A 21,791-nucleotide genomic window follows, 5' to 3' on the forward strand; every position below is an offset into this window, starting at 1 on the left:
CTTAACCGATGCACAACCGTGAGAAAAACAAAACGCGTTACCATCAGTGATATCGCCGCGCTGGCGGGTGTGTCGAAAGCCACCGCCAGCCTGGTGCTTAACGGCCGCGGTAAAGAGCTGCGCGTGGCGCAGGAGACGCGCGATCGCGTACAGGCCATCGCCCAGCAGCATCATTACCAGCCCAGCATTCACGCCCGCCTGCTGCGTGAAAACCGCAGCCATACGCTGGGGCTGGTGGTGCCGGAAATCACCAACTACGGTTTCGCTGTTTTTTCTCACGAACTGGAAAATCTCTGCCGCGAAGCCGGTTTGCAACTGCTTATCTCTTGTACCGATGAAAACGCCAGCCAGGAAACGGTGGTGGTCAACAATCTGGTTGCGCGCCAGGTGGACGGGCTGATTGTCGCCTCCAGCATGCAAAACGACGCCGACTATGTGAAGCTCAGCGAGCAGTTGCCGGTGGTGCTGTTTGACCGCCATATCAATGACACGCAGTTGCCGTTAGTGATCACCGATTCACTGACGCCGACCGCCGATCTGGTCGAACGTCTGGCACGCGCCAACCCGGATGAAGTTTACTTTCTTGGCGGGCAACCACGCCTGTCACCCACCAAAGACCGCCTTGCCGGGTTTATGCAAGGGCTGGAGCGCGCCGGTGTTACGCCGCGCCCGGAGTGGATCATTCACGGTAATTACCATCCGAGCAGCGGTTATGAGATGTTCGCCGCCTTGTGCGCAAAACTGGGCCGCCCGCCCAAAGCGCTGTTCACCGCCGCCTGCGGCCTGCTGGAAGGGGTTCTGCGTTATATGAGCCAGCACCATATGCTGGAGAGCGATATTCATATCGCCAGCTTTGACGATCATTATTTATATGATTCGCTGACGCTGCCGATTGATACGGTTGAGCAGAATGTCCCGCGCCTCGCGCAGGACTGCTTTGATATCATCACCCAGATGATAGAAGGCAATGAACCGGCTTCACCGCAGCGTGTGCTGCCCGCAACGCTGCGCGTTCGCCACCCCGCTTCATAAGAATCCCCCCTCTCCTGTTTGCTCTATTTTTAATCATGCAGCCTTACTGGCGGCATCACACAAACAGGAGAGAATAATGAGCACATCACTGTTCAGCAAAACCCCATCGGTGTCGGTTATCGACAATCGTGGCCTGGCGGTGCGACATCACCAGGCACCGACTTCTCCCTTTTACTTGCTGCCGTTTAGGTGGTGAGTGTACGGTTTGCCCGATGTGCTACCGGTTAAACGGCACGCCCTCTAATGGTTGCTGCAATTTCCCCGGTGCCTGTAACGAACCGCAACTGTTGGGCTGCGGGGCGTTTTCCATCACGCCGCGCACAAATTTCAGCTCGTCGTCGAAAGCAACGTTAACCACACCGTTATGCGTAATGCCGGGGTAGGTCTTCCACTCCACCGCATTGCCACCGGCGCAGAGCGCGGCGATGGCGGCGTACTGGTGATGCGGTGACAACGTATGATCGGCAAGCCCGGTTGCGGTAAACAGCGGTGCGGGAAAAGTTTTCACCGGCATATCCGTTACCGCAAGCAATGTTGATTCCACCTGTTTTGTACCACCGATAAACACCGTGTCACCCGTGAGTTTTTCCCGCCGCTCGTAACGCCCCAGTTCCGGCATACAGGATGTTCTGGCGAGCGCCAGCATCTTCGCGCCTTTATCCGTCACCCATTTTTCCGCTGCCGGTGCGCCGTCCGGCAACGAACCGCCAATGATGCGCAGCAGCGTAAAGCGGGCGGGATCGCGCTGCCCTGGCCGCGCAGGCCCCGGTTTGATCGGACCCTCCGGAAAAGTGGCAACCACACCGGTGGCTATTGTCGCGCGCAGCTTGAGTTCCGGTGCGTAATCCGGCGCGAGCAGGCTGGCACCAAGCGATGCACCAGAGCCTTGCGACTGGCCGCTGATCACCAGATTATTTGCCAATTGCGGCGTGCTGCTGAGCACAGCGCGCACGCTGTCCAGCACCGAACGCCCTTCTGCTTCCCAGTTCATGTACGGGTGCGGGCCAGGCCCGCCAAGCCCCTGGTAATCGGTGGCGACGACGGCAAAACCCTGCTTCAGCCACTGGTTGATATAGTGCGCATCGCGCGGGGTCGGGTTAGTCCAGGAAGGCGCACAGCTATCTGCAACGCCCAGCGTGCCGTGCGCCCAGGCAACAAGCGGCCAGCCGCCTTTTGGCGCTTGCCCTTTCGGCAACCACAGCGTACCGCTGACCGGCACGATGCCAGCATTCCAGCGTTTATCCTGTGAGGTATAAAGAATGCGCGCGATCTGGCTGGCATCGGTAATATCAGGCTGACCGGGAATCGGCTCTTCACGCAGCATCACGCCGGGTTTAGCGGGTAACGCGCCATCCCAGATATAAAACGGTGAAAGCGTTTGATCACCTGCCGCAGGCCCAACCGGCAACGCGTTGCTCCAGGCGTTCGCGCCGTTGACCCACATAGTAAGGGCGCAAATCGCATAGTTGAAATGGCGGCAAACTTTCACGTTTTTCTCCATAGATAGCGGGATGTTAGCCGTCAGTAAACGAAGTTGGCGGCCAGAATTCAAACCGAAAGTGTGAGTAATTTATTCATGCCAGTTGCTTTTCCCTCGCCACTTACTTTAGAGTTACCTAAATTTAGATAACACTAAAATACAATGACCAGTCCCGATATCACCTTACTGCAAGCGCAGGCCGAGAAAGCGTCGGCCCTGCTGAAAGCGATGAGTAACCCGCATCGTTTACTGATCCTCTGCATGCTGTGCGATGCGCCCGGTACGTCTGCCGGGGAATTAAGCGCGATCACCGGCCTTAGCCCTTCCGCCACGTCGCAGCATCTGGCGCGGATGAAGGAGGAAGGGTTGATCGAAAGCCAGCGCCAGGCGCAGCGGGTGAACTACTTCATTAAAGCGCCAGCGATCCGCACGCTGGTCCATACGCTGAAAACCCTTTATTGCCCGGAGGCATAGCCATGCAATACACCCTCGTCAGCCCCAAAGAAGCCAGCGCGCAGCAGCAAAACGGCGCGCTGATTGCTGATATTCGCCAGGTGGATGAATTTCGTCGCGAACATTTACCCGACGCGGTTTCCCTGCCGCTGGACGACCTGCTTGCCGGACAAACCATTACGCAAATTTCGCCGAACCAAACGGTTATTTTCCATTGCCAGTCCGGCATGCGCACGCAACAAAACGCCGACGCATTAGTGCGCGCGGCTGCGCCCGCAAAAGTCATGATCCTCGACGGTGGGCTCAATAACTGGAAGCGCGAAAAGCTGCCGACGGTGCAGGATAAACGCCAGCCGCGCCCGCTGATGCAGCAGGTGCAGATTGTGGCAGGCAGCCTGATCCTGCTCGGTGTGGTGCTCGGTTTTGCGCTTCACCCCAATTTCTTCCTGCTGTCGGGTTTTGTTGGCGCGGGTTTGCTGTTCGCGGGCCTGAGCGGCTGGTGCGGCATGGCGTTGCTGTTGGCGAAAATGCCGTGGAACCGCAGTTAGACAGGTTTGCGCCGCCAGAAGTGGGTAATTGCCCACACAGAAAAGTCGCCAGATAATGGCGCTTTCAAACGGAGAATCATTGATGGACAAAAAACAGAGTGAGATGAGCAAGTTTTTAAGCTACGTCTTACGCCATGAACCCCAGGCAATTGGGTTGGCGCTGGATGCGGAAGGCTGGGCGAATATCGATGCGCTGATCGCGGGTGCTGCACTGCAAGGTTATACGTTTACCCACGAGCTGATCCGCCAGATTGTCGAGACCAGCGATAAAAAGCGCTTCACCTTATCTGCCGATGGTGCATCAATCCGCGCCGCGCAGGGGCATTCCACCGCGCAGGTCAATATTTCCTATCAACCGAAAGCGCCGCCAGAAACGCTTTATCACGGCACGGCAACCCGCTTCCTTGACGACATTCTCGCCCAAGGGCTTGAAGCAAAATCGCGCCAGTATGTGCACTTATCCGCCGATGAAGTCACAGCAACGGCAGTTGGTCAGCGCCATGGGAAACCGGTGGTGCTGCGGATTAACGCAGGAGAGATGCAGACGCAGGGCTTTGTTTTCTATCAAGCTGATAACGGCGTGTGGCTCACCGAATCTGTACCGCCGTCATTTATTGCGCAGTAAAAAAGCCCGCACCTGCCGATTATCCTCTGGGTCAAATGAGTGATATATTTCAGGGCCTAACCCCAAGGAGACGTCATGGCAGAATTTGATTCACTTGCGCAGGATCTGCTGGCGCAGGCAGATACTGACCAGCAGCGACAGCAGGAACGGGACCGGGTACTACTGGATCAGGTGCTGGAAATTTACGGCCAGAAATATGTGGCGGAGCAGTTAAAAAAAGCGGGTAAAGCCGAGTGGAGCCGCGAATCGCTCAACCGCTGGGTTAACGGCAAAGGCAATGCGAAAACGTTCACCACCGCCGAAGAAGCGCAGCTTCGCAGCTTGCTACCCACCCCGCCCGCCCATCACCCGAACTATCGTTTTCGCTTTATCGATCTCTTCGCCGGTATCGGCGGTATTCGCAGCGGGTTTGAAGCCATTGGCGGGCAATGCGTGTTTACCAGTGAATGGAATAAAAACGCGGTACGCACCTATAAAGCTAACTGGTACAACGATCACGCCACGCATACCTTCAATCAGGATATTCGCGAAGTGACGTTAAGCGGCAACCCGAACGTTTCCGAAGCCGACGCCTACGCGCATATCGCCGCAACGATCCCCGACCATGATGTTTTGCTCGCCGGTTTTCCCTGCCAGCCCTTTAGCCTTGCGGGCGTGAGTAAAAAGAACGCCATGGGCCGTGCACACGGCTTTGAGTGCGAAGCGCAGGGCACGCTGTTTTTCGATGTGGCGCGCATTATCAAAGCCCGTCGCCCGGCCATCTTCGTGCTGGAAAATGTTAAAAATTTAAAGAGCCACGACAAAGGCAAAACCTTTAGCGTGATCATGAATACGCTGGATGAACTGGGCTATGACGTTGCTGACGCCGCGCTAAATGGCAAAGATGACCCGAAAATCATCGATGGCAAACACTTCTTACCCCAGCACCGCGAGCGCATTGTGCTGGTGGGTTTTCGCCGCGATTTAGATCTCGCCGACGGTTTTACCCTGCGCGATATCGACCGTTTTTATCCGACAAAACGGCCCGCATTCGGTGAGCTACTGGAGCCGACCGTCGACAGCAAATATGTGTTGTCGCATAAGCTGTGGGATTATCTCTATCGCTACGCGAAAAAGCACGCCGCGAAAGGCAATGGTTTTGGCTTCGGGCTGGTTGATCCAACCCGCGCCGATAGCGTGGCGCGCACCCTTTCGGCGCGTTATCACAAAGATGGATCAGAAATTCTTATCGATCGCGGCTGGGATAAAGCACTCGGCGAGGTCGATTTTGCCAATGCGGAAAATCAGGCTCGTCGCCCGCGACGGCTGACACCGTATGAATGTGCGCGTTTGATGGGGTTTGAAAAAGTGGGCGAAAAACCATTTCGCATTCCGGTTTCCGATACGCAAGCCTATCGCCAGTTTGGTAACTCGGTTGTCGTTCCCGTCTTCGCCGCCGTGGCAAAACTGCTGGAACCCCGTATTGCTCTCGCCGTAAAACGGCGCAAAAAAATCTAAAACACTTTCCCGGCGCACAAGGCGCCGGCACTTATTTAAGTCTTATTTAAGTGTTTAAAAAGTGATCATAAAGTTAATGCTGGCCAGGTCGATATTAGTGGTGCAATCCCGACTCTTTCACGGACTATGGCCATGCTTAAAAATATACGGGTTATTACAGGCATCATTATTGCTCTTTCAGTATTTTGTCTTCTTCAACTGGTTACTGGGGGTCTTTTCTACTCGGCGGTCAATAACGACAGGGTCAACTTTCAGAACACTGGCGTTTTGAACGCGCAGCAAGAAAATCTTGGCGACAGCGTGAACACGCTTATCAAAACACGCGTTACCGTTACCCGCGTGGCAATCCGCTTTTTGAAAAACCAGCGCGATCCGGCATCGCTGGCCAGCATTGAAAAACTGCTCACGACGGCGGCAGATTCTCTAGGTAAGTCCGAAGGGTATTTCAACAACTACAAAAGCACACCGCGCGTTGCCGGGCAGGACGCTGCATTAGCCGACGAAGTGGCGCAGAACATCACCAAAATGCACGATGTGTTGCAGCAGTCGATCGCCTTCCTGCGCGCCAATAACTACGAGGCTTATGGCAACCTCGACGCGCAGCAAGCGCAGGATGATATGGATGCCAGCTACGCCAAATGGCGGGCGGAAAACAACACCTTCCTGCAAGCCGCCGCACAGCAAAACCAGAGCAGTTTTACCAGCATGCAGTGGACGCTGGGCGTAATTTTGTTGGTGGTAATTGCGGTAATGACCGTTATCTGGCTGGGTTTGCAGCACTTGCTTCTGCGCCCGCTTCACAGCGTGATGGGGCATATTCGCGCTATCGCCGGGGGCGATTTGACGATGCGCATTTCGGCTGAAGGGCGTAACGAAATGAGCCAGCTCGCCGCCGGTTTACATGAAATGCAAACGTCGCTGGTGAAAACCGTCAGCGCGGTGCGTAACAGCTCCGATTCGATTTACACCGGCGCCAGCGAAATCTCCACCGGCAACAACGATCTCTCGTCGCGTACCGAGCAACAAGCCGCCTCGCTGGAAGAGACCGCCGCCAGCATGGAACAGTTAACGGCAACGGTGAAACAGAACACCGATAACGCCCGTCAGGCATCGCATCTGGCGAAAAACGCCTCCGATACCGCCGCGCGCGGTGGCGAAGTGGTGAATAACGTGGTGCGCACGATGAGCGAAATTTCCGATAGTTCGCAGCAAATCGCCCATATCACCAGCGTGATCGACGGCATTGCCTTCCAGACCAATATTCTTGCGCTCAACGCTGCGGTAGAAGCGGCGCGCGCCGGTGAACAGGGCCGTGGTTTTGCGGTGGTGGCAGGGGAAGTCCGTACGCTGGCAAGCCGCAGCGCGCAGGCGGCTAAAGAGATCAAAACCCTGATTGATAACTCCGTGAACCGGGTGAACTCGGGAACCACGCAGGTTGCGGAAGCGGGCGATACGATGAAAGAGATCGTCAATGCCGTTACGCGCGTGACGGATATTATGGGCGAAATCGCCTCCGCCTCTGAAGAACAGAGCAAGGGAATTGAACAGGTGAGCCTTGCGGTATCGCAGATGGACAGCGTAACCCAGCAGAACGCCGCGCTGGTGCAGGAATCCGCCGCTGCTTCCGCCGCGCTGGAGCAGCAAGCCGAGCAGTTGCGCCAGGCGGTTGCCGTGTTCCGTGTTAACGGACACAACGCGCTACTGAATGCAAAACCGGGCAAACCGCAAGCCACGCCGCTGCGCCCGGTCGCTACCGCAGCGTCATCAAGCAGTGACAACAACTGGGAAACGTTCTAACCCCCGCAAAAAGCCAGCGCGATATGCTTGTCGCGCTGGCTTTTCTTCCTTTCATGATGCCGTTTACATCGCTGTCGCGGTTACTGATTGCCACGCTCTTGTGCTGCATCACTCTGTTTTGCCGTCTGCAAAAAGACCGCAAACTGCTGCCATTGCTGTTGTAGCGCGCCGATGTGGTTTTTCTCGATATCACGAATAAACGGCAGCGTTCCGCTATTGTCCACTGACTGATTAAACTGCGTGAACCAGCTATCGCTGTCAGTACCGCTGGCGGTGATACTCAGCATTTGATTGCGTACCGTCTGGGATGCATGTGTGCCCGCGCTCAGTTGCTCAATCGCTTGCTGATGTTGCCTGGCTTGTGCCGTATTGCCCAGGCTTTGCGCCAGATTCGACGCCTGCGTCAGCACCACGCGGTTCATCTGATCGGCCTGATCGGCTTTTTCGGCAATAAAACTGACGACAAACGCGCTGGCCTGCTGCTGATAATCAGCAGAGATGTACTTTGATACCACCTCATTGAGCTTCGCCTGGGTCATCGACAGATCCATCGCACTGGTAGTGTAATCGCCACTCGCTTGCGGTGAGACGAGCGCCTGATGCAGCGCGGCAGCCATGTCATCAGCGTTAACGGAAGAGTGCTGGAAAAAGTCGATAAACTTCACCGCATCACCCGCACTTTGCGGATCGGAATAGAACGCGCTGGCGAGGCTTGGCCCACGCGAATACGTGGCCATGTTGGTATTGCGAACCACCGCCATTGCCTGCGCCACCTTTTCACTCTCCTCTTTGGTTGGCGCAGTGTGCCCTTCCATGCCCTTCGCCAGCGCTTCTGCTGAGATATTGACGGAAATTGAGCTTTCCGTGACGATCTCTTTTCCGGCAAAAGTGATGGTTTTTGACTGACGTACTTCGGGCAACGTCTGTGACGCGGCAGCCGAACCAACATCCTGAATGTTCATATCTTCTCCGTAGAATTGACGTTCATCAGTCGGTTATCGTCGGCGCGGCAACAGTTCTTTACTTTTTTGCGCAAAATTCACGCAAAACCACCATAAATTGGGGTGTTATCTCGTGAGTTTTAATAATGGGCGGAGACCCGCCCGACAGGGGTTAATTGCGGGTTTGCACCCAAAACGCGTGGATCAGGCCAGGGAAATAGCCCAGCAGTGTAAGCAGGATGTTAATGATAAATGCCCAACCGAAGCCTTTGCCAAGCAGCACGCCCAGCGGCGGCAGAATAATAGTAAATACAACTCGCCAGAAACCCATATAAACCTCCTGTGCAACGTCATTCCAGTTGATTGAAAAGAAAGACAATCCCTTTAAGATTAGCCACTTTGTCTGCACCTGCCACTTTCACTGGCCGTGTTTACCCTCTTTTACGCTGTACCCAGGCGGACGTTCAGGCTATGTTTATCTTCACAAACTCATTACAAAAGGAGCAAAACATGTTTTCTGTCGGTGATATTGTGCAGCCACGTATTGGCGGGCCAAAACTGAAAGTACTGGAAGTCCATCAGGATCAGATTGTCGCGGTTCCGGCCCACGACGAGCAGGCAGCAAAAATCACGCTGAAAGCGGAAGATGTCTCGCTGTATAAAGAAGACGGTGATTTTGGCGTCTGCTAATCGGTAGCGGTGGGCGTTCTCCCACCGCTTAAAACTTCATTTCCATTCAAAAAAACCGCATAAACAAGCAACCTCATTTTCAGCACTAAACACTACCATTCATGCTTATTTAGCATAAAAAATGCTGCCCAATGTTTTATTTTCTTCCTGGAAGCATAGCGCGCTGAAACCCGCCCAATTTGTCACCAGCCAGTTAGTGCTCTACATCACATATAAAATCCAAATAATTGATAAATAAAAGATTTTACAACCAACCCAACAAAAATAATGAAATGCGTAAAATTCACGCAAACGCAGAGCACTTTATCCAACAAAGAAAAGAAAATAAAAATTTATCGCTAGTTGTGCGTTTCAATGCAGACAGATAATCTACACACATCAAACCAGCCGTTTCAAAACGCTAACACGACCGTTCATTAGCCCGTTTATTAATTATCAAGGAGCACCACCATGTTCTCTTCGCAGTCTCGCCTGCGTCACGCCGCTGCGGACACCTTTGCTATGGTTGTCTACTGTTCGGTAGTGAACATGTTGATTGAAATATTTCTCTCCGGAATGAGCTTTGAACAGTCACTTTCATCGCGGCTGGTGGCTATTCCGGTGAATATTATTATTGCCTGGCCTTATGGTATGTACCGCGATGCGTTTATGCGTTACGCCCGCCGTATTAGCCCGTCTGGCTGGATGAAAAATCTGGCCGATGTGCTGGCTTACGTGACCTTTCAGTCTCCGGTGTATGTCGCGATTTTGTGGGGAGTCGGTGCCGACTGGCACCAGATTATCGCCGCAGTCAGCTCCAATATTGTGCTGTCGATGATGATGGGCGCAGTGTACGGTTACTTCCTCGATTATTGCCGCCGCCTGTTCCGGGTGAGCAACTACCATCAGGCCAAGGCCTGATGGCGGGCGGCAGGCTTTGGTCTGCCGCCTTTTTAATGCGCTTCGCCAAATAATCCCGTAATAAATTTTTCCAGCGCCACGCGCGAGCTAAAGCCGTGCGGAATGCCGTAATGCTCCTGCGCATCGCCGCCGAAGTAGAGCGGGAAATTCTGGTAGTGATCGCACAATTTGATGTCCGAGGCGGGTTCCGCAAGCGACGAACTGCGTTCTTTCAACGTGGGGTGAATCACCAGCGCCGTGCGTCCCATACGCGCTTCGCGGTTAACATACACATAATTTTCACCACGGCGATAACCATAGGTTTTCGGCGTGGCCACATCCATGGTGAATCCCACTTTTTCCAGCACGCGCGCCACTTCATCGGGTCTTAAATACATAGATTTTCCTCGTCATCTTTCCAAAGCCTCGCCACCTTACATGACTGAGCATGGACCGTGACTCAGAAAATTCCACAAACGAACCTGAAAGGCGTGATTGCCGTCTGGCCTTGAAAATTATGGTCTAAACTAAAATTCACATCGAAAACGAGGGAGGATCCTATGTTTAACAGACCGAATCGCCGTGACGTAGATGAAGGTGTTGAGGATATTAACCACGATGTTAACCAGCTCGCTGACAGCCTTGAAGCCGTGCTGAAATCCTGGGGCAGCGACGCGAAAGACGAAGCGGAAAGCGCCCGCCGTAAAGCACAGGCCTTGCTGAAAGAGACCCGTGCACGCATGCATGGCCGCAGCCGTGTGCAACAAGCGGCGAGAGATGCCGTGGGTTGTGCCGATACGTTTGTGAAAGACAAACCCTGGTGCAGCGTTGGCGCTGCCGCCGCGGTCGGTATTTTTCTTGGCGCGCTGCTGAGCTTGCGACGCTAACGGATTTCCGCACGACTCAACCCCTGCCGGTTTCCCCCGCAGGGGTTTTTATTTGCCTGCACATCGCCCTTTTTTGTACGAAACGCGTACACACTGCCCTTACCCATTGTTTCTATCCTCCGGGCAAAGCCTATGACAATTTCCTATATATTGTGTGGTTGCATCTTTAAATAACTACATCTAGTATTCAGATCGGTAACACACACACTAACTGACGCGAACCTTCGCGCCGCCAATCCATTTTAGACGGAAATACGAATTATGCGCATTACCATTTACATTCGAAATGATTGTGTTCAGTGCCACGCCACCAAACGCGCGATGGAAAGCCGTGGTCTGGCGTTCGAAATGGTGAACGTTGACCACGTGCCGGAAGCGGCAGATGAGCTGCGTGCGATGGGCTTTCGTCAGTTACCGGTGGTTGTCGCCGGGGAAACAACATGGTCCGGTTTCCGCCCGGATATGATTAACCGCTTACACGCCGCGCCGAGCGTCGCCAGCGCATGAGCACCCTCGTCTACTTCTCCAGCAGCTCGGAAAACACGCAGCGTTTTATCGCGCGTCTCGGGCTGCCGGCCGTGCGTATTCCGCTTAATGAGCGTGAGCGCATCCAGGTAGGCGAACCCTATATCCTGGTGGTGCCCAGTTATGGTGGCGGCGGCACGGCAGGCGCAGTTCCCCGCCAGGTGATCCGCTTTTTAAACGATCCGCACAACCGCGCGTTGATTCGCGGCGTGATCGCCTCCGGCAATCGTAACTTCGGCGAAGCATTTGGTCGCGCAGGCGATGTGATATCGCAAAAATGCGCCGTGCCGTATCTGTATCGTTTTGAGTTGATGGGCACCCAACAGGACATCGACAACGTGCGTAAAGGAGTAAGCGAATTTTGGCTACGACAACCGCAGAGCGCGTGATGCAATCCGCGCCCGATTTCCACGCGCTGAATGCGATGCTGAATCTTTATGATAAAGGCGGCCGCATTCAGTTTGATAAAGACCGCGAGGCGGTGGACGCCTTTATGGCAACCCATGTGCGCCCGAATACCGTGACGTTTAACAGCCAGGATGAACGTCTGAACTGGCTGGTGGCAGAAGGTTATTACGACGACAGCGTGTTAGCCCGTTACGACCGTGCGTTCGTCGTCGATCTGATTGCCGATGCGCATACCAGCGGTTTCCGCTTCCAGACCTTTCTCGGTGCATGGAAGTTTTACACCAGCTACACGCTAAAAACCTTCAATGGTAAACGCTATCTTGAACACTTCGAAGATCGCGCCTGCATGGTGGCACTGACGCTAGCGCAGGGCGATAAAACGCTGGCGCGCCAGTTAACTACCGAGATCCTCTCGGGTCGTTTTCAGCCCGCGACGCCAACGTTCCTCAACTGCGGCAAACAGCAGCGTGGCGAGCTGGTCTCCTGCTTCCTGTTACGCATTGAAGACAATATGGAGTCGATTGGCCGCGCGGTGAATTCCGCGTTGCAGCTTTCCAAACGCGGTGGCGGCGTGGCATTTCTGCTCTCCAACTTGCGTGAAGCTGGCGCACCGATCAAGCGCATTGAAAACCAGTCTTCCGGGGTGATCCCGGTGATGAAAATGCTGGAAGATGCCTTTTCCTATGCCAACCAGCTCGGCGCACGACAGGGCGCAGGCGCGGTCTATCTGCACGCGCATCACCCGGATATTCTGCGTTTTCTCGACACCAAGCGCGAAAACGCCGACGAGAAAATCCGTATCAAAACCCTGTCGCTGGGTGTGGTGATCCCGGATATCACTTTCCGTCTGGCGAAAGAGAACGCCGAAATGGCGCTGTTCTCGCCTTATGATGTCGAGCGTTTATACGGTAAACCGTTCGGCGACGTTGCTATCAGCGAGATGTACGAGCAATTGCTGGCCGACGAACGCGTGCGTAAAAGCTACATTAACGCCCGTGATTTCTTCCAGACGCTGGCGGAAATTCAGTTTGAATCCGGCTACCCGTACATCATGTTTGAAGATACGGTTAACCGTGCCAACCCGATTGCCGGGCGCATTAACATGAGCAACCTGTGCTCGGAAATTTTGCAGGTGAACAGCGCCTCGACCTTTGATGAGAACCTCGATTACGCCGACACCGGGCGCGATATCTCCTGTAACCTTGGCTCGCTGAACATTGCGCACACCATGGATTCCCCGGACTTTGGCCGCACGGTGGAAACCGCCATTCGCGGTTTAACCGCCGTGTCCGACATGAGCCATATCCGCTCGGTGCCCTCGGTGGAAAACGGCAATGCCGCCTCGCACGCCATCGGGCTTGGACAGATGAACCTGCACGGTTATCTGGCGCGCGAAGGCATCGCCTACGGCAGCCCGGAAGGACTCGATTTTACCAATTTCTATTTCTACACCATCACCTGGCATGCACTGCATACCTCAATGATGATCGCCCGCGAACGCGGTCAGCATTTTGCCGGTTTCCCGGCCTCGCGCTACGCCAGCGGCGAGTATTTCAACCAGTACCTTGAAGGCGACTGGCAACCGAAAACGGAAAAAGTGCGGGCGCTGTTTGCACGTGCTGGCATCACCATCCCAACCCGTGAGATGTGGCAACAACTGCGTGACGATGTGATGCGCTACGGGATCTATAACCAGAACTTGCAGGCGGTGCCGCCCACCGGATCGATCTCGTATATCAATCACGCGACATCAAGCATTCACCCGATTGTGTCGAAAATTGAGATCCGCAAAGAGGGCAAAATCGGGCGCGTTTACTACCCGGCGCCGTTTATGACCAACGACAACCTGGCGCTGTACGAAGACGCCTACGACATCGGGCCGGAAAAGATCATTGATACCTACGCCGAAGCCACGCGCCATGTGGATCAGGGGTTATCGCTGACGCTGTTCTTTAAAGACACCGCCACCACCCGCGATATCAACAAAGCGCAGATTTACGCCTGGAAAAAAGGCATCAAGTCGCTGTATTACATTCGCCTGCGCCAGCTTGCGCTGGAAGGCACCGAAATCCAGGGCTGCGTGTCCTGCGCGTTGTAAGGAGAAAAGGATGAGCCAACTATCACGCGTCAGCGCGGTGAACTGGAACAAAATCCAGGACGATAAAGACCTGGAAGTGTGGAACCGCCTGACCAGCAACTTCTGGCTGCCGGAAAAGGTGCCGCTGTCGAACGACATTCCCGCCTGGCAGACGCTAAGCCCGGCAGAACAGCAGCTTACCATCCGCGTGTTTACCGGTCTGACGTTGCTCGACACCATTCAGAACACCGTCGGCGCACCCGCGTTGATGGCGGACGCGTTAACCCCGCACGAAGAGGCGGTGTTGTCGAATGTCAGCTTTATGGAGGCGGTGCACGCCCGCTCTTACAGCTCTATTTTCTCTACGCTGTGCCAGACCAAAGATGTCGATGCCGCCTACGCCTGGAGCGAAGAAAACCCCGCATTGCAGCGCAAAGCGCAACTGATTTTGCATTATTACCACGCCGATGAGCCGCTGAAAAAGAAAATCGCCAGCGTGTTTCTGGAATCGTTCCTCTTCTATTCCGGTTTCTGGCTGCCGATGTACTGGTCGAGCCGCGGCAAGCTCACTAATACCGCTGATTTGATTCGCCTGATCATTCGCGATGAAGCGGTGCACGGCTACTACATCGGTTATAAGTATCAGAAAGGGCTGGAAAAAGTGAGCGCAGAAAAACGCGAGGGGTTGAAAACTTTCGCGCTGGATCTGCTGATGGATCTCTACGAGAACGAGCTCAGTTACACCGACGATCTGTACGCCGATAGCGGCTGGGCCGAGGATGTAAAAGCGTTTCTCTGTTACAACGCCAACAAAGCGCTGATGAACCTCGGTTACGAGCCGTTATTCCCACCGGAAATGGCCGACGTCAACCCGGCAATTTTGTCCGCGCTCTCGCCAAATGCCGATGAAAACCACGACTTCTTTTCCGGCTCCGGCTCATCCTATGTGATGGGTAAAGCCGTCGAAACCGAAGACGAAGACTGGAACTTTTGATCTTTATCTCCTCTCCCCATCGGGAGAGGGATATTCCCGTAAATATTGCATTTAAAATAACCCGCCACGAAAAAAGGATATTATTATTTCAATAATGCCTTCGCGATTTCCCGGCACAATATCCCTTCAGCTTCTACACTGTAATTGTCTCGTCATTTTCATCTGAATCAGCACTATTCAGGTGCGATTTCCCGATGAATTTCAAAAAAATCTCATCTGCCGCCAGCCCTTATTTCATGGGAAATGGCGGCAATTATCGCTTAAGCAAATTCTTAAAGACGGGAAATTCAGGGTTGTCTCAGATTCTGAGTATGCTAGGGTATATCCAGTCAATTATTCTCACCAGGTACGATATCGACACAATAAATAACAGGAACTCTATTATTGCATGGCAATTAAATTAGAAGTTAAAAACCTTTATAAGATATTTGGCGAGCATCCCCAGCGGGCTTTCAAATATATTGAAAAAGGACTTTCGAAAGAACAAATTCTGGAAAAAACGGGTCTGTCGCTTGGCGTGAAAGACGCCAGTCTGGCCATTGAAGAAGGCGAGATATTTGTCATCATGGGGTTATCCGGATCGGGTAAATCCACTATGGTACGCCTTCTCAATCGCCTGATTGAACCCACCCGCGGACAGGTGCTGATTGACGGCGTGGATATCGCCAAAATATCAGACGCCGAATTACGCGAGGTGCGCAGGAAAAAGATTGCGATGGTCTTCCAGTCATTTGCGCTAATGCCCCATATGACGGTGCTGGATAATGCCGCCTTTGGCATGGAATTGGCCGGTATTCCGGCGCAAGAACGCCAGGAAAAAGCGCTGGACGCGCTGCGTCAGGTTGGGCTGGAGAATTATGCACACAGTTATCCGGATGAACTTTCTGGCGGTATGCGCCAGCGTGTTGGTCTGGCGCGCGCATTAGCCATCAACCCCGATATCTTATTAATGGATGAAGCCTTCTCCGCGCTCGATCCATTAATTCGCACCGAAATGCAGGATGAACTGGTAAAGCTTCAGGCCAAACACCAGCGCACCATTGTATTTATTTCCCACGATCTCGATGAAGCAATGCGTATTGGCGACAGAATTGCCATTATGCAAAACGGTGAAGTGGTACAGGTCGGCACGCCGGATGAAATATTGAATAATCCGGCTAATGATTATGTGCGCACCTTCTTCCGCGGCGTGGATATTAGTCAGGTATTTAGCGCCAAAGATATTGCGCGTCGAACGCCTGTCGGGCTAATTCGCAAAACGCCCGGCTTCGGCCCGCGTTCGGCGTTGAAACTGTTGCAGGATGAAGACCGTGAATTCGGTTATGTGATTGAACGCGGCAATAAATTTGTCGGCGTTGTCTCCATCGACTCCCTGAAAGAGGCGCTCGGTCAAAGCCAGGGGATCGAGGCGGCGTTAATCGACTCCCCGCTTGCGGTGGATGCCGAAACGCCGCTCAGCGAATTGCTCTCCCACGTTGGGCAAGCGCCCTGCGCCGTGCCGGTGGTCGGTGAAGAGCAACAGTATGTGGGCATCATCTCCAAACGGATGCTGCTGCAGGCTTTAGATCGCGAGGGGGCAAACAATGGCTGATCAAAACAACCCGTGGGATAGCGCACCAGCAACCGACAACGCCGCGCAGTCTGCGGATGCCTGGGGCGGCGGCAGTAGCGCACCAACCGATGGCAGCAGCGCAGACTGGCTGCACAGCGCACCAACGCCCGCGCCGGAACACTTCAATATTATGGACCCGTTCCATAAAACGCTGATCCCGCTCGATAGCTGGGTAACGCAGGCGATCGACTGGGTGGTGATGCACTTCCGCCCGCTGTTTCAGGGCATTCGCGTACCGGTGGATTACATCCTCAGTGCGTTCCAGCAGATGCTGCTGGGCATGCCCGCGCCGGTGGCGATTATTCTTTTCTCGCTGATCGCCTGGCAGATGAGTAGCGCCGGAATGGGCATTGCCACGCTGGTGTCGCTGATTGCCATTGGCGCCATCGGTGCCTGGTCGCAGGCGATGGTGACATTAGCGCTGGTGCTGACCGCGCTGCTGTTCTGCGTGGTGATCGGCTTGCCAATGGGGATCTGGCTGGCACGCAGTCAGCGCGCGGCGAAAATCGTTCGCCCGTTGCTGGATGCGATGCAGACGACTCCAGCATTTGTCTACCTGGTGCCGATTGTGATGCTGTTTGGTATCGGCAATGTGCCGGGCGTGGTAGTGACCATTATCTTCGCCCTGCCGCCGGTGGTGCGCCTGACCATTCTCGGCATTAACCAGGTGCCGGCCGATTTGATTGAAGCCTCGCGCTCATTTGGCGCAAGCCCGCGCCAGATGTTGTTTAAAGTACAGTTACCGCTGGCCATGCCCACCATTATGGCGGGAATTAACCAGACGTTGATGCTTGCCCTCTCCATGGTAGTGATCGCCTCAATGATCGCCGTTGGCGGGCTTGGCCAGATGGTACTGCGCGGCATTGGCCGCCTTGATATGGGGCTTGCCACCGTTGGCGGCGTGGGGATTGTTATCCTCGCCATCATTCTCGACCGCCTGACGCAGGCTGTTGGTCGCGATTCCCGCAGCCGCGGAAATCGTCGCTGGTATCAAACCGGCCCGCTGGGTCTGCTGACCCGCCCTTTCGCTAAATAATCTGTCGCCCGGCAACTCGCCGGGCAGCAGTATCCCACCTGAACAATAAGGAACAACGATGCGACATAGCGTACTTTTTGCCACAGCGTTTGCCACCCTTGTCTCTACCAGTGCATTTGCTGCGGACGCAGAACTGCCAGGCAAAGGCATCACCGTCAAGCCATTTCAAAGCACTATCGCCGAAGAGAGCTTCCAGACATTGCTGGTGAGCCGCGCTCTGGAAAAACTCGGTTATACCGTGAATACCCCGGACGAAGTGGATTACAACGTGGGTTACACCTCAATGGCGGCGGGCGATGTGACTTTTACCGCCGTCAACTGGCAACCACTGCATGACGACATGTATGCCGCCGCCGGGGGCGACAAAAAATTCTACCGTGAAGGCACCTATGTCACCGGCGCGGCGCAAGGATATTTGATCGATAAGAAAACCGCCGAGAAATATCACATCACCAACATTGAGCAGCTAAAAGATCCGAAAATCGCCAAATTGTTTGACGGTAACGGCGACGGCAAAGCCGACATGATGGGTTGCTCACCGGGCTGGGGCTGCGAAGCAGTTATTAACCACCAGCATCAGGCTTACGGTCTGGAAAACACCGTCACCGTTAGCCACGGGAACTACTCGGCGATGATGGCGGATACCATTACCCGCTTCAAAGAGGGCAAACCGGTGCTCTATTACACCTGGACACCGTACTGGGTAAGCGACGTGCTGAAACCGGGTAAAGATGTGGTCTGGCTTCAGGTCCCGTTCTCTTCTCTACCGGGGGAACAGAAAGATATCGACACCAAACTGCCAAACGGCATGAACTACGGTTTCCCGGTGAACACCATGCATATTGTTGCCAACAAAGCCTGGGCTGAGAAAAACCCGGCTGCTGCAAAACTTTTCGCGGTGATGAAACTGCCGCTGGCCGATATTAATGCCGAAAACGCCATGATGCATGCGGGCAAATCGTCTGAAGCGGATATTCAGGGTCACGTTGATGGCTGGATCAAAGCGCACCAGCAGCAGTTCGACGGCTGGATCAAAGAGGCGCTTGCCGCGCAGAAATAACCTGTTGCGATAAGCCTTCCCAAAGCGCCATCGGTTTTTGCCGATGGCGCTTTTGCTTATTCAGGCTCTGCCCGTCTGTTCGCCTGTTCGCCTGTTCGCCTGTTCGCCTGACAGGGTACGTCACCGCACGTTCCGACACGCGATCTTCCTCACAAAATTCAATCTATTGGCTATGATGATTGTCTGGAAAAACATACCTGACTTACAACGCCAATGACCACACCGAACCAGGGCCTTAGCCCGGCGCTGATTGCGCTGATGTCCGTTGCCACCGGCCTCGCCGTTGCCAGCAACTACTATGCGCAACCGCTCCTCGATACCATCGCCCACGCCTTTTCACTCACGCCCAACCAGGCCGGATTTATCGTCACCGCCGCCCAGCTTGGCTACGCCGCTGGGCTGTTATTTCTCGTGCCGCTTGGCGATATGTTCGAACGACGTTCGCTGATTGTGCTGATGACACTGCTGTCGGCAGGCGGCATGTTGATCACCGCCAGTAGTTCATCGCTCGGTCTGATGATCCTCGGCACCGCGCTGACCGGGCTGTTTTCCGTGGTGGCGCAAATTCTCGTACCGCTGGCCGCCACGCTGGCAACCCCGGACAAACGCGGCAAAGTGGTGGGCACGATTATGAGCGGTCTGCTGCTCGGCATTTTGCTGGCGCGCACCGTTGCCGGCTTACTCGCAAGCCTCGGCGGCTGGCGCACGGTTTACTGGGTCGCCAGTGTGTTAATGGTGCTGATGGCGCTGGCGCTGTGGCGCGGACTGCCGAAAATCAAGCAAGAGAATCACCTTAATTACCCGCAACTGCTGGGTTCGGTATTTGGCCTGTTTGCCGGCGACAAACTGTTACGTACCCGGGCAATGCTTGGCTGCCTGAGCTTTGCGAACTTCAGCATTTTATGGACCTCAATGGCGTTTTTGCTGGCTTCACCGCCGTTTCAGTTCTCCGAGGCGACGATCGGCCTGTTTGGCCTGGTGGGCGCAGCAGGCGCACTCGGTGCGCGGCAGGCCGGTGGGCTGGCGGATCGGGGTCATTCCCATCTCACCACCACCGGCGGCCTGATTCTGTTGCTGCTCTCCTGGGTGGCTATCTGGCTTGGACACAGCTCGGTTATCGCCTTGATTATTGGCATTATCGTGCTGGATCTCACCGTGCAGGGGGTGCATATCACCAACCAGACGGTTATCTATCGCGTGAAACCGGACGCGCGAAACCGCCTGACCGCCGGGTATATGACCAGCTATTTTATTGGCGGCGCGGCGGGCTCGCTGATCTCCGCCTCCGCCTGGCAACACGCAGGCTGGACTGGGGTTTGTCTCGCGGGTAGCGTACTGGCGCTGCTGAATCTGCTGGTTTGGTGGCGAGGATTTCACCGCCAGGAGGCGGCAATGTAAACAACCACCCACGTTTGCACGTTTCGTAGGAACACCGGGGTGTTAACGAGTCCCTCAGTCTGTTAAGGTTATGGGACTTGTTTATCCCGGTTATATTAACGTGGGTGATATATAACAAACATTATGGATATGGATAGTTCAGTAACCGCAACAAAGAGCACGTCTGACCAGAGCGCGACATTTCTGGAAGGTATCAAAGACAGCCTTCCCATCGTTTTGAGCTACGTCCCCGTTGCGTTTGCCTTTGGCATGAATGCCACCAAACTCGGTTTTACCCCACTCGAAAGCGTTTTCTTCTCCTGCATTATTTATGCGGGTGCCAGTCAGTTCGTCATCACCACCATGCTTGCCGCAGGTAGCGCATTATGGGTTGCCGCGCTGACCGTAATGGCCATGGATGTTCGCCACGTGCTTTATGGCCCGTCGCTGCGCAGCCGTATTCTGCAACCGCTCAAAAACCGCAAAACGGCCGTCTGGGCTTTTGGCCTGACGGATGAGGTATTTGCCGCCGCCACCGCGAAGCTGGTGCGTGATAACCGCCGATGGAGCGAAAACTGGATGATCGGCATCGCCTTATTTTCCTGGCTTTCCTGGGTGGCGGGCACGCTGTTGGGCGCGTTTTCCGGCGACGGACTGCTGGATGGTTACCCGGCGGTGGAATCGGCGTTAGGGTTTATGTTGCCCGCGCTATTTATGAGTTTCCTGCTCGCCTCGTTCCAGCGTCGCCAGCTAAGTACCGTCACGGCAGCACTGCTCGGTGCACTGGCGGGCGTCACGCTGTTTTCTATTCCTGCCGCGATTCTGACCGGGATTTTCGCCGGCTGCCTGGCCGCGCTGGTACAGGCGTTTTATCAAGGAGCACCTGATGCGCAATGAGGTGCTGCTGCTCGGCCTGCTGGTGGGCTGCGTCAATTTTTTATTCCGTTATCTGCCGTTGCGTCTTCGCGCCGGACAGTCGCGCCCGGCGAAACGCGGCGTGAGCGGTGTATTTTTGGACACCATTGGCATTGCGTCTATCTGCGCGCTGCTGGTGGTCTCCTGCGTGCCGGAAATCGCTGCCGACAGTCGCCGCCTGCTGCCAACGCTTGCCGGTTTCGCCGTACTCGGCGTGAGCTTCTGGAAAACACGCAGCATTATTCTCCCCACGCTACTGAGCGCTTTCGCGTACGGAATCGTCTGGAAACTCCTGACAGAAGCATAGATAAGGCAAATTTATTACTACAAATAATACATTTACTTTATTTGTCACTGTCGTTACTATATCGACTGCAATTAATGAGGTTATACCCAAATGGATAGTTCGTTTACGCCCATTGAACAAATGCTTAAGTTTCGCGCCAGCCGCTATGAAGATTTCCCGTTTCAGGAAATTCTGTTAACCCGCCTGTGTATGCATATGCAAGGCAAGCTGCTGGAAAACCGCAATAAGATGCTGAAAGCGCAGGGCATTAACGAGACATTGTTTATGGCGCTGATTACCCTGGAATCTCAGGAAAATCACAGTATTCAGCCTTCTGAGCTGAGTAGCGCGCTGGGATCATCCCGTACCAATGCGACACGCATTGCCGATGAGCTGGAAAAGCGCGGCTGGATTGAGCGTCGCGAAAGCGATAACGATCGCCGCTGTCTGCACCTGCAGTTGACCGATAAAGGTCATGAGTTCCTGCGCCAGGTTCTGCCCCCGCAGCATAACTGCCTGCATCAACTTTGGTCTTCGCTGAGCGTTGGCGAAAAAGATCAGCTTGAGCATATCACCCGAAAACTCCTGACGCGTCTCGACCAGATGGAAGAAGACGACGTCATTCTCGAGGCGTTGCGCTAACGCGATAAGACGCTCGAATATCCAGGATAT

The 21,791-nt window shown here is 54.5% G+C and carries 24 protein-coding genes; 20 read left to right on the forward strand and 4 right to left on the reverse strand.

The annotated features are described in order from the left end of the window. Window positions 1-18 precede the first annotated feature (18 nt). A complete protein-coding gene (locus ACFX4U_RS15915; RefSeq protein WP_175273717.1) occupies window positions 19-1,032 on the forward strand; it encodes a substrate-binding domain-containing protein in 1,014 nt (337 codons plus the stop codon). A 217-nt stretch (window positions 1,033-1,249) separates the two neighbouring features. On the opposite strand, the gene ACFX4U_RS15920 is transcribed toward ACFX4U_RS15915, so the two are convergent. Further along, complete coding sequence (locus ACFX4U_RS15920) at window positions 1,250-2,521, reverse strand: lipase family protein (RefSeq protein ID WP_313508522.1); 1,272 nt, start codon at window positions 2,519-2,521, stop codon at window positions 1,250-1,252. A 153-nt stretch (window positions 2,522-2,674) separates the two neighbouring features. Here ACFX4U_RS15920 and ACFX4U_RS15925 point away from each other — a divergent pair, with 153 nt between their 5' ends. The 5 genes from ACFX4U_RS15925 to ACFX4U_RS15945 all read left to right on the forward strand — a co-directional run bounded on the left by ACFX4U_RS15925 (window position 2,675) and on the right by ACFX4U_RS15945 (window position 7,432). Continuing rightward, the gene (locus ACFX4U_RS15925) at window positions 2,675-2,986 is read left to right on the forward strand and encodes a metalloregulator ArsR/SmtB family transcription factor (protein WP_313508521.1); all 312 of its coding nucleotides are present in this window, start codon (window positions 2,675-2,677) and stop codon (window positions 2,984-2,986) included. A gap of 2 nt (window positions 2,987-2,988) precedes the next feature. Continuing rightward, window positions 2,989-3,513 carry a rhodanese family protein gene (locus ACFX4U_RS15930; RefSeq protein ID WP_313508520.1) on the forward strand — a complete coding sequence of 175 codons (525 nt, stop codon included), beginning with the start codon at window positions 2,989-2,991 and terminating at the stop codon, window positions 3,511-3,513. Between the two features lie 82 nt (window positions 3,514-3,595). Further along, a complete protein-coding gene (locus ACFX4U_RS15935) occupies window positions 3,596-4,138 on the forward strand; it encodes an RNA 2'-phosphotransferase (protein WP_313508518.1) in 543 nt (180 codons plus the stop codon). 75 nt (window positions 4,139-4,213) lie between these two features. Then, the gene (locus tag ACFX4U_RS15940; protein ID WP_313508516.1) at window positions 4,214-5,635 is read left to right on the forward strand and encodes a DNA cytosine methyltransferase; all 1,422 of its coding nucleotides are present in this window, start codon (window positions 4,214-4,216) and stop codon (window positions 5,633-5,635) included. Between the two features lie 132 nt (window positions 5,636-5,767). After that, window positions 5,768-7,432: a methyl-accepting chemotaxis protein gene (locus ACFX4U_RS15945; protein ID WP_313508514.1), complete on the forward strand. Its 1,665-nt coding sequence runs from the start codon at window positions 5,768-5,770 to the stop codon at window positions 7,430-7,432. 80 nt (window positions 7,433-7,512) lie between these two features. On the opposite strand, the gene ACFX4U_RS15950 is transcribed toward ACFX4U_RS15945, so the two are convergent. After that, window positions 7,513-8,394 carry a hypothetical protein gene (locus ACFX4U_RS15950; protein WP_313508513.1) on the reverse strand — a complete coding sequence of 294 codons (882 nt, stop codon included), beginning with the start codon at window positions 8,392-8,394 and terminating at the stop codon, window positions 7,513-7,515. 151 nt (window positions 8,395-8,545) lie between these two features. Continuing rightward, window positions 8,546-8,704, reverse strand: coding sequence for a YqaE/Pmp3 family membrane protein (locus tag ACFX4U_RS15955; protein WP_017459341.1), 159 nt, complete (start codon window positions 8,702-8,704; stop codon window positions 8,546-8,548). A gap of 179 nt (window positions 8,705-8,883) precedes the next feature. Between ACFX4U_RS15955 and ACFX4U_RS15960 the strand changes: the two genes are divergently transcribed. Then, the gene (locus tag ACFX4U_RS15960; protein WP_020454900.1) at window positions 8,884-9,063 is read left to right on the forward strand and encodes a hypothetical protein; all 180 of its coding nucleotides are present in this window, start codon (window positions 8,884-8,886) and stop codon (window positions 9,061-9,063) included. Between the two features lie 450 nt (window positions 9,064-9,513). Beyond that, window positions 9,514-9,963 (forward strand): L-alanine exporter AlaE, encoded by a 450-nt coding sequence (gene alaE / locus ACFX4U_RS15965; RefSeq protein ID WP_313508512.1) that lies wholly within the window; start codon window positions 9,514-9,516, stop codon window positions 9,961-9,963. A gap of 32 nt (window positions 9,964-9,995) precedes the next feature. Here the strand turns inward: alaE and ACFX4U_RS15970 are convergent, their stop codons facing one another. After that, window positions 9,996-10,340 carry a DUF2002 family protein gene (locus tag ACFX4U_RS15970; protein ID WP_017459338.1) on the reverse strand — a complete coding sequence of 115 codons (345 nt, stop codon included), beginning with the start codon at window positions 10,338-10,340 and terminating at the stop codon, window positions 9,996-9,998. Between the two features lie 162 nt (window positions 10,341-10,502). Here ACFX4U_RS15970 and ACFX4U_RS15975 point away from each other — a divergent pair, with 162 nt between their 5' ends. The 12 genes from ACFX4U_RS15975 (at window position 10,503) to mprA (ending at window position 21,761) form a co-directional block, all read left to right on the forward strand. Continuing rightward, window positions 10,503-10,829 (forward strand): DUF883 domain-containing protein, encoded by a 327-nt coding sequence (locus ACFX4U_RS15975; RefSeq protein ID WP_017459337.1) that lies wholly within the window; start codon window positions 10,503-10,505, stop codon window positions 10,827-10,829. A gap of 261 nt (window positions 10,830-11,090) precedes the next feature. After that, window positions 11,091-11,336, forward strand: coding sequence for a glutaredoxin-like protein NrdH (nrdH, locus tag ACFX4U_RS15980; protein WP_313508510.1), 246 nt, complete (start codon window positions 11,091-11,093; stop codon window positions 11,334-11,336). Further along, window positions 11,333-11,743 (forward strand): class Ib ribonucleoside-diphosphate reductase assembly flavoprotein NrdI, encoded by a 411-nt coding sequence (gene nrdI / locus ACFX4U_RS15985; RefSeq protein WP_017459335.1) that lies wholly within the window; start codon window positions 11,333-11,335, stop codon window positions 11,741-11,743. Before nrdH ends, nrdI begins: the two co-directional genes overlap by 4 nt. After that, window positions 11,716-13,860 (forward strand): class 1b ribonucleoside-diphosphate reductase subunit alpha, encoded by a 2,145-nt coding sequence (nrdE, locus tag ACFX4U_RS15990; protein ID WP_313508508.1) that lies wholly within the window; start codon window positions 11,716-11,718, stop codon window positions 13,858-13,860. The genes nrdI and nrdE overlap by 28 nt, the downstream gene beginning before the upstream one ends. Before the next feature lie 10 nt (window positions 13,861-13,870). After that, window positions 13,871-14,833, forward strand: coding sequence for a class 1b ribonucleoside-diphosphate reductase subunit beta (gene nrdF / locus ACFX4U_RS15995; RefSeq protein WP_313508507.1), 963 nt, complete (start codon window positions 13,871-13,873; stop codon window positions 14,831-14,833). Window positions 14,834-15,221: 388 nt separating this feature from the next. Then, complete coding sequence (proV, locus tag ACFX4U_RS16000; protein WP_086873714.1) at window positions 15,222-16,424, forward strand: glycine betaine/L-proline ABC transporter ATP-binding protein ProV; 1,203 nt, start codon at window positions 15,222-15,224, stop codon at window positions 16,422-16,424. After that, window positions 16,417-17,481, forward strand: coding sequence for a glycine betaine/L-proline ABC transporter permease ProW (proW, locus tag ACFX4U_RS16005; protein ID WP_313508505.1), 1,065 nt, complete (start codon window positions 16,417-16,419; stop codon window positions 17,479-17,481). Before proV ends, proW begins: the two co-directional genes overlap by 8 nt. 58 nt (window positions 17,482-17,539) lie before the next feature. Continuing rightward, on the forward strand, window positions 17,540-18,541 hold the full coding sequence (proX, locus tag ACFX4U_RS16010; RefSeq protein WP_065370247.1) for a glycine betaine/L-proline ABC transporter substrate-binding protein ProX: 1,002 nt from the start codon (window positions 17,540-17,542) through the stop codon (window positions 18,539-18,541). A gap of 213 nt (window positions 18,542-18,754) precedes the next feature. Then, window positions 18,755-19,939 carry an MFS transporter gene (locus ACFX4U_RS16015; RefSeq protein ID WP_200552556.1) on the forward strand — a complete coding sequence of 395 codons (1,185 nt, stop codon included), beginning with the start codon at window positions 18,755-18,757 and terminating at the stop codon, window positions 19,937-19,939. A gap of 129 nt (window positions 19,940-20,068) precedes the next feature. Further along, window positions 20,069-20,815, forward strand: a complete 747-nt coding sequence (locus ACFX4U_RS16020) for an AzlC family ABC transporter permease (RefSeq protein ID WP_313508504.1) — start codon at window positions 20,069-20,071, stop codon at window positions 20,813-20,815. Next, complete coding sequence (gene ygaH / locus ACFX4U_RS16025) at window positions 20,805-21,140, forward strand: L-valine transporter subunit YgaH (protein WP_305735221.1); 336 nt, start codon at window positions 20,805-20,807, stop codon at window positions 21,138-21,140. The genes ACFX4U_RS16020 and ygaH overlap by 11 nt, the downstream gene beginning before the upstream one ends. A gap of 90 nt (window positions 21,141-21,230) precedes the next feature. Beyond that, a complete protein-coding gene (gene mprA / locus ACFX4U_RS16030) occupies window positions 21,231-21,761 on the forward strand; it encodes a transcriptional repressor MprA (protein ID WP_200552553.1) in 531 nt (176 codons plus the stop codon). Window positions 21,762-21,791 lie beyond the last annotated feature (30 nt).

The organism is Kosakonia sp. YIM B13588 (assembly GCF_042788165.1).
Taxonomy (GTDB): domain Bacteria; phylum Pseudomonadota; class Gammaproteobacteria; order Enterobacterales; family Enterobacteriaceae; genus Kosakonia; species Kosakonia sacchari.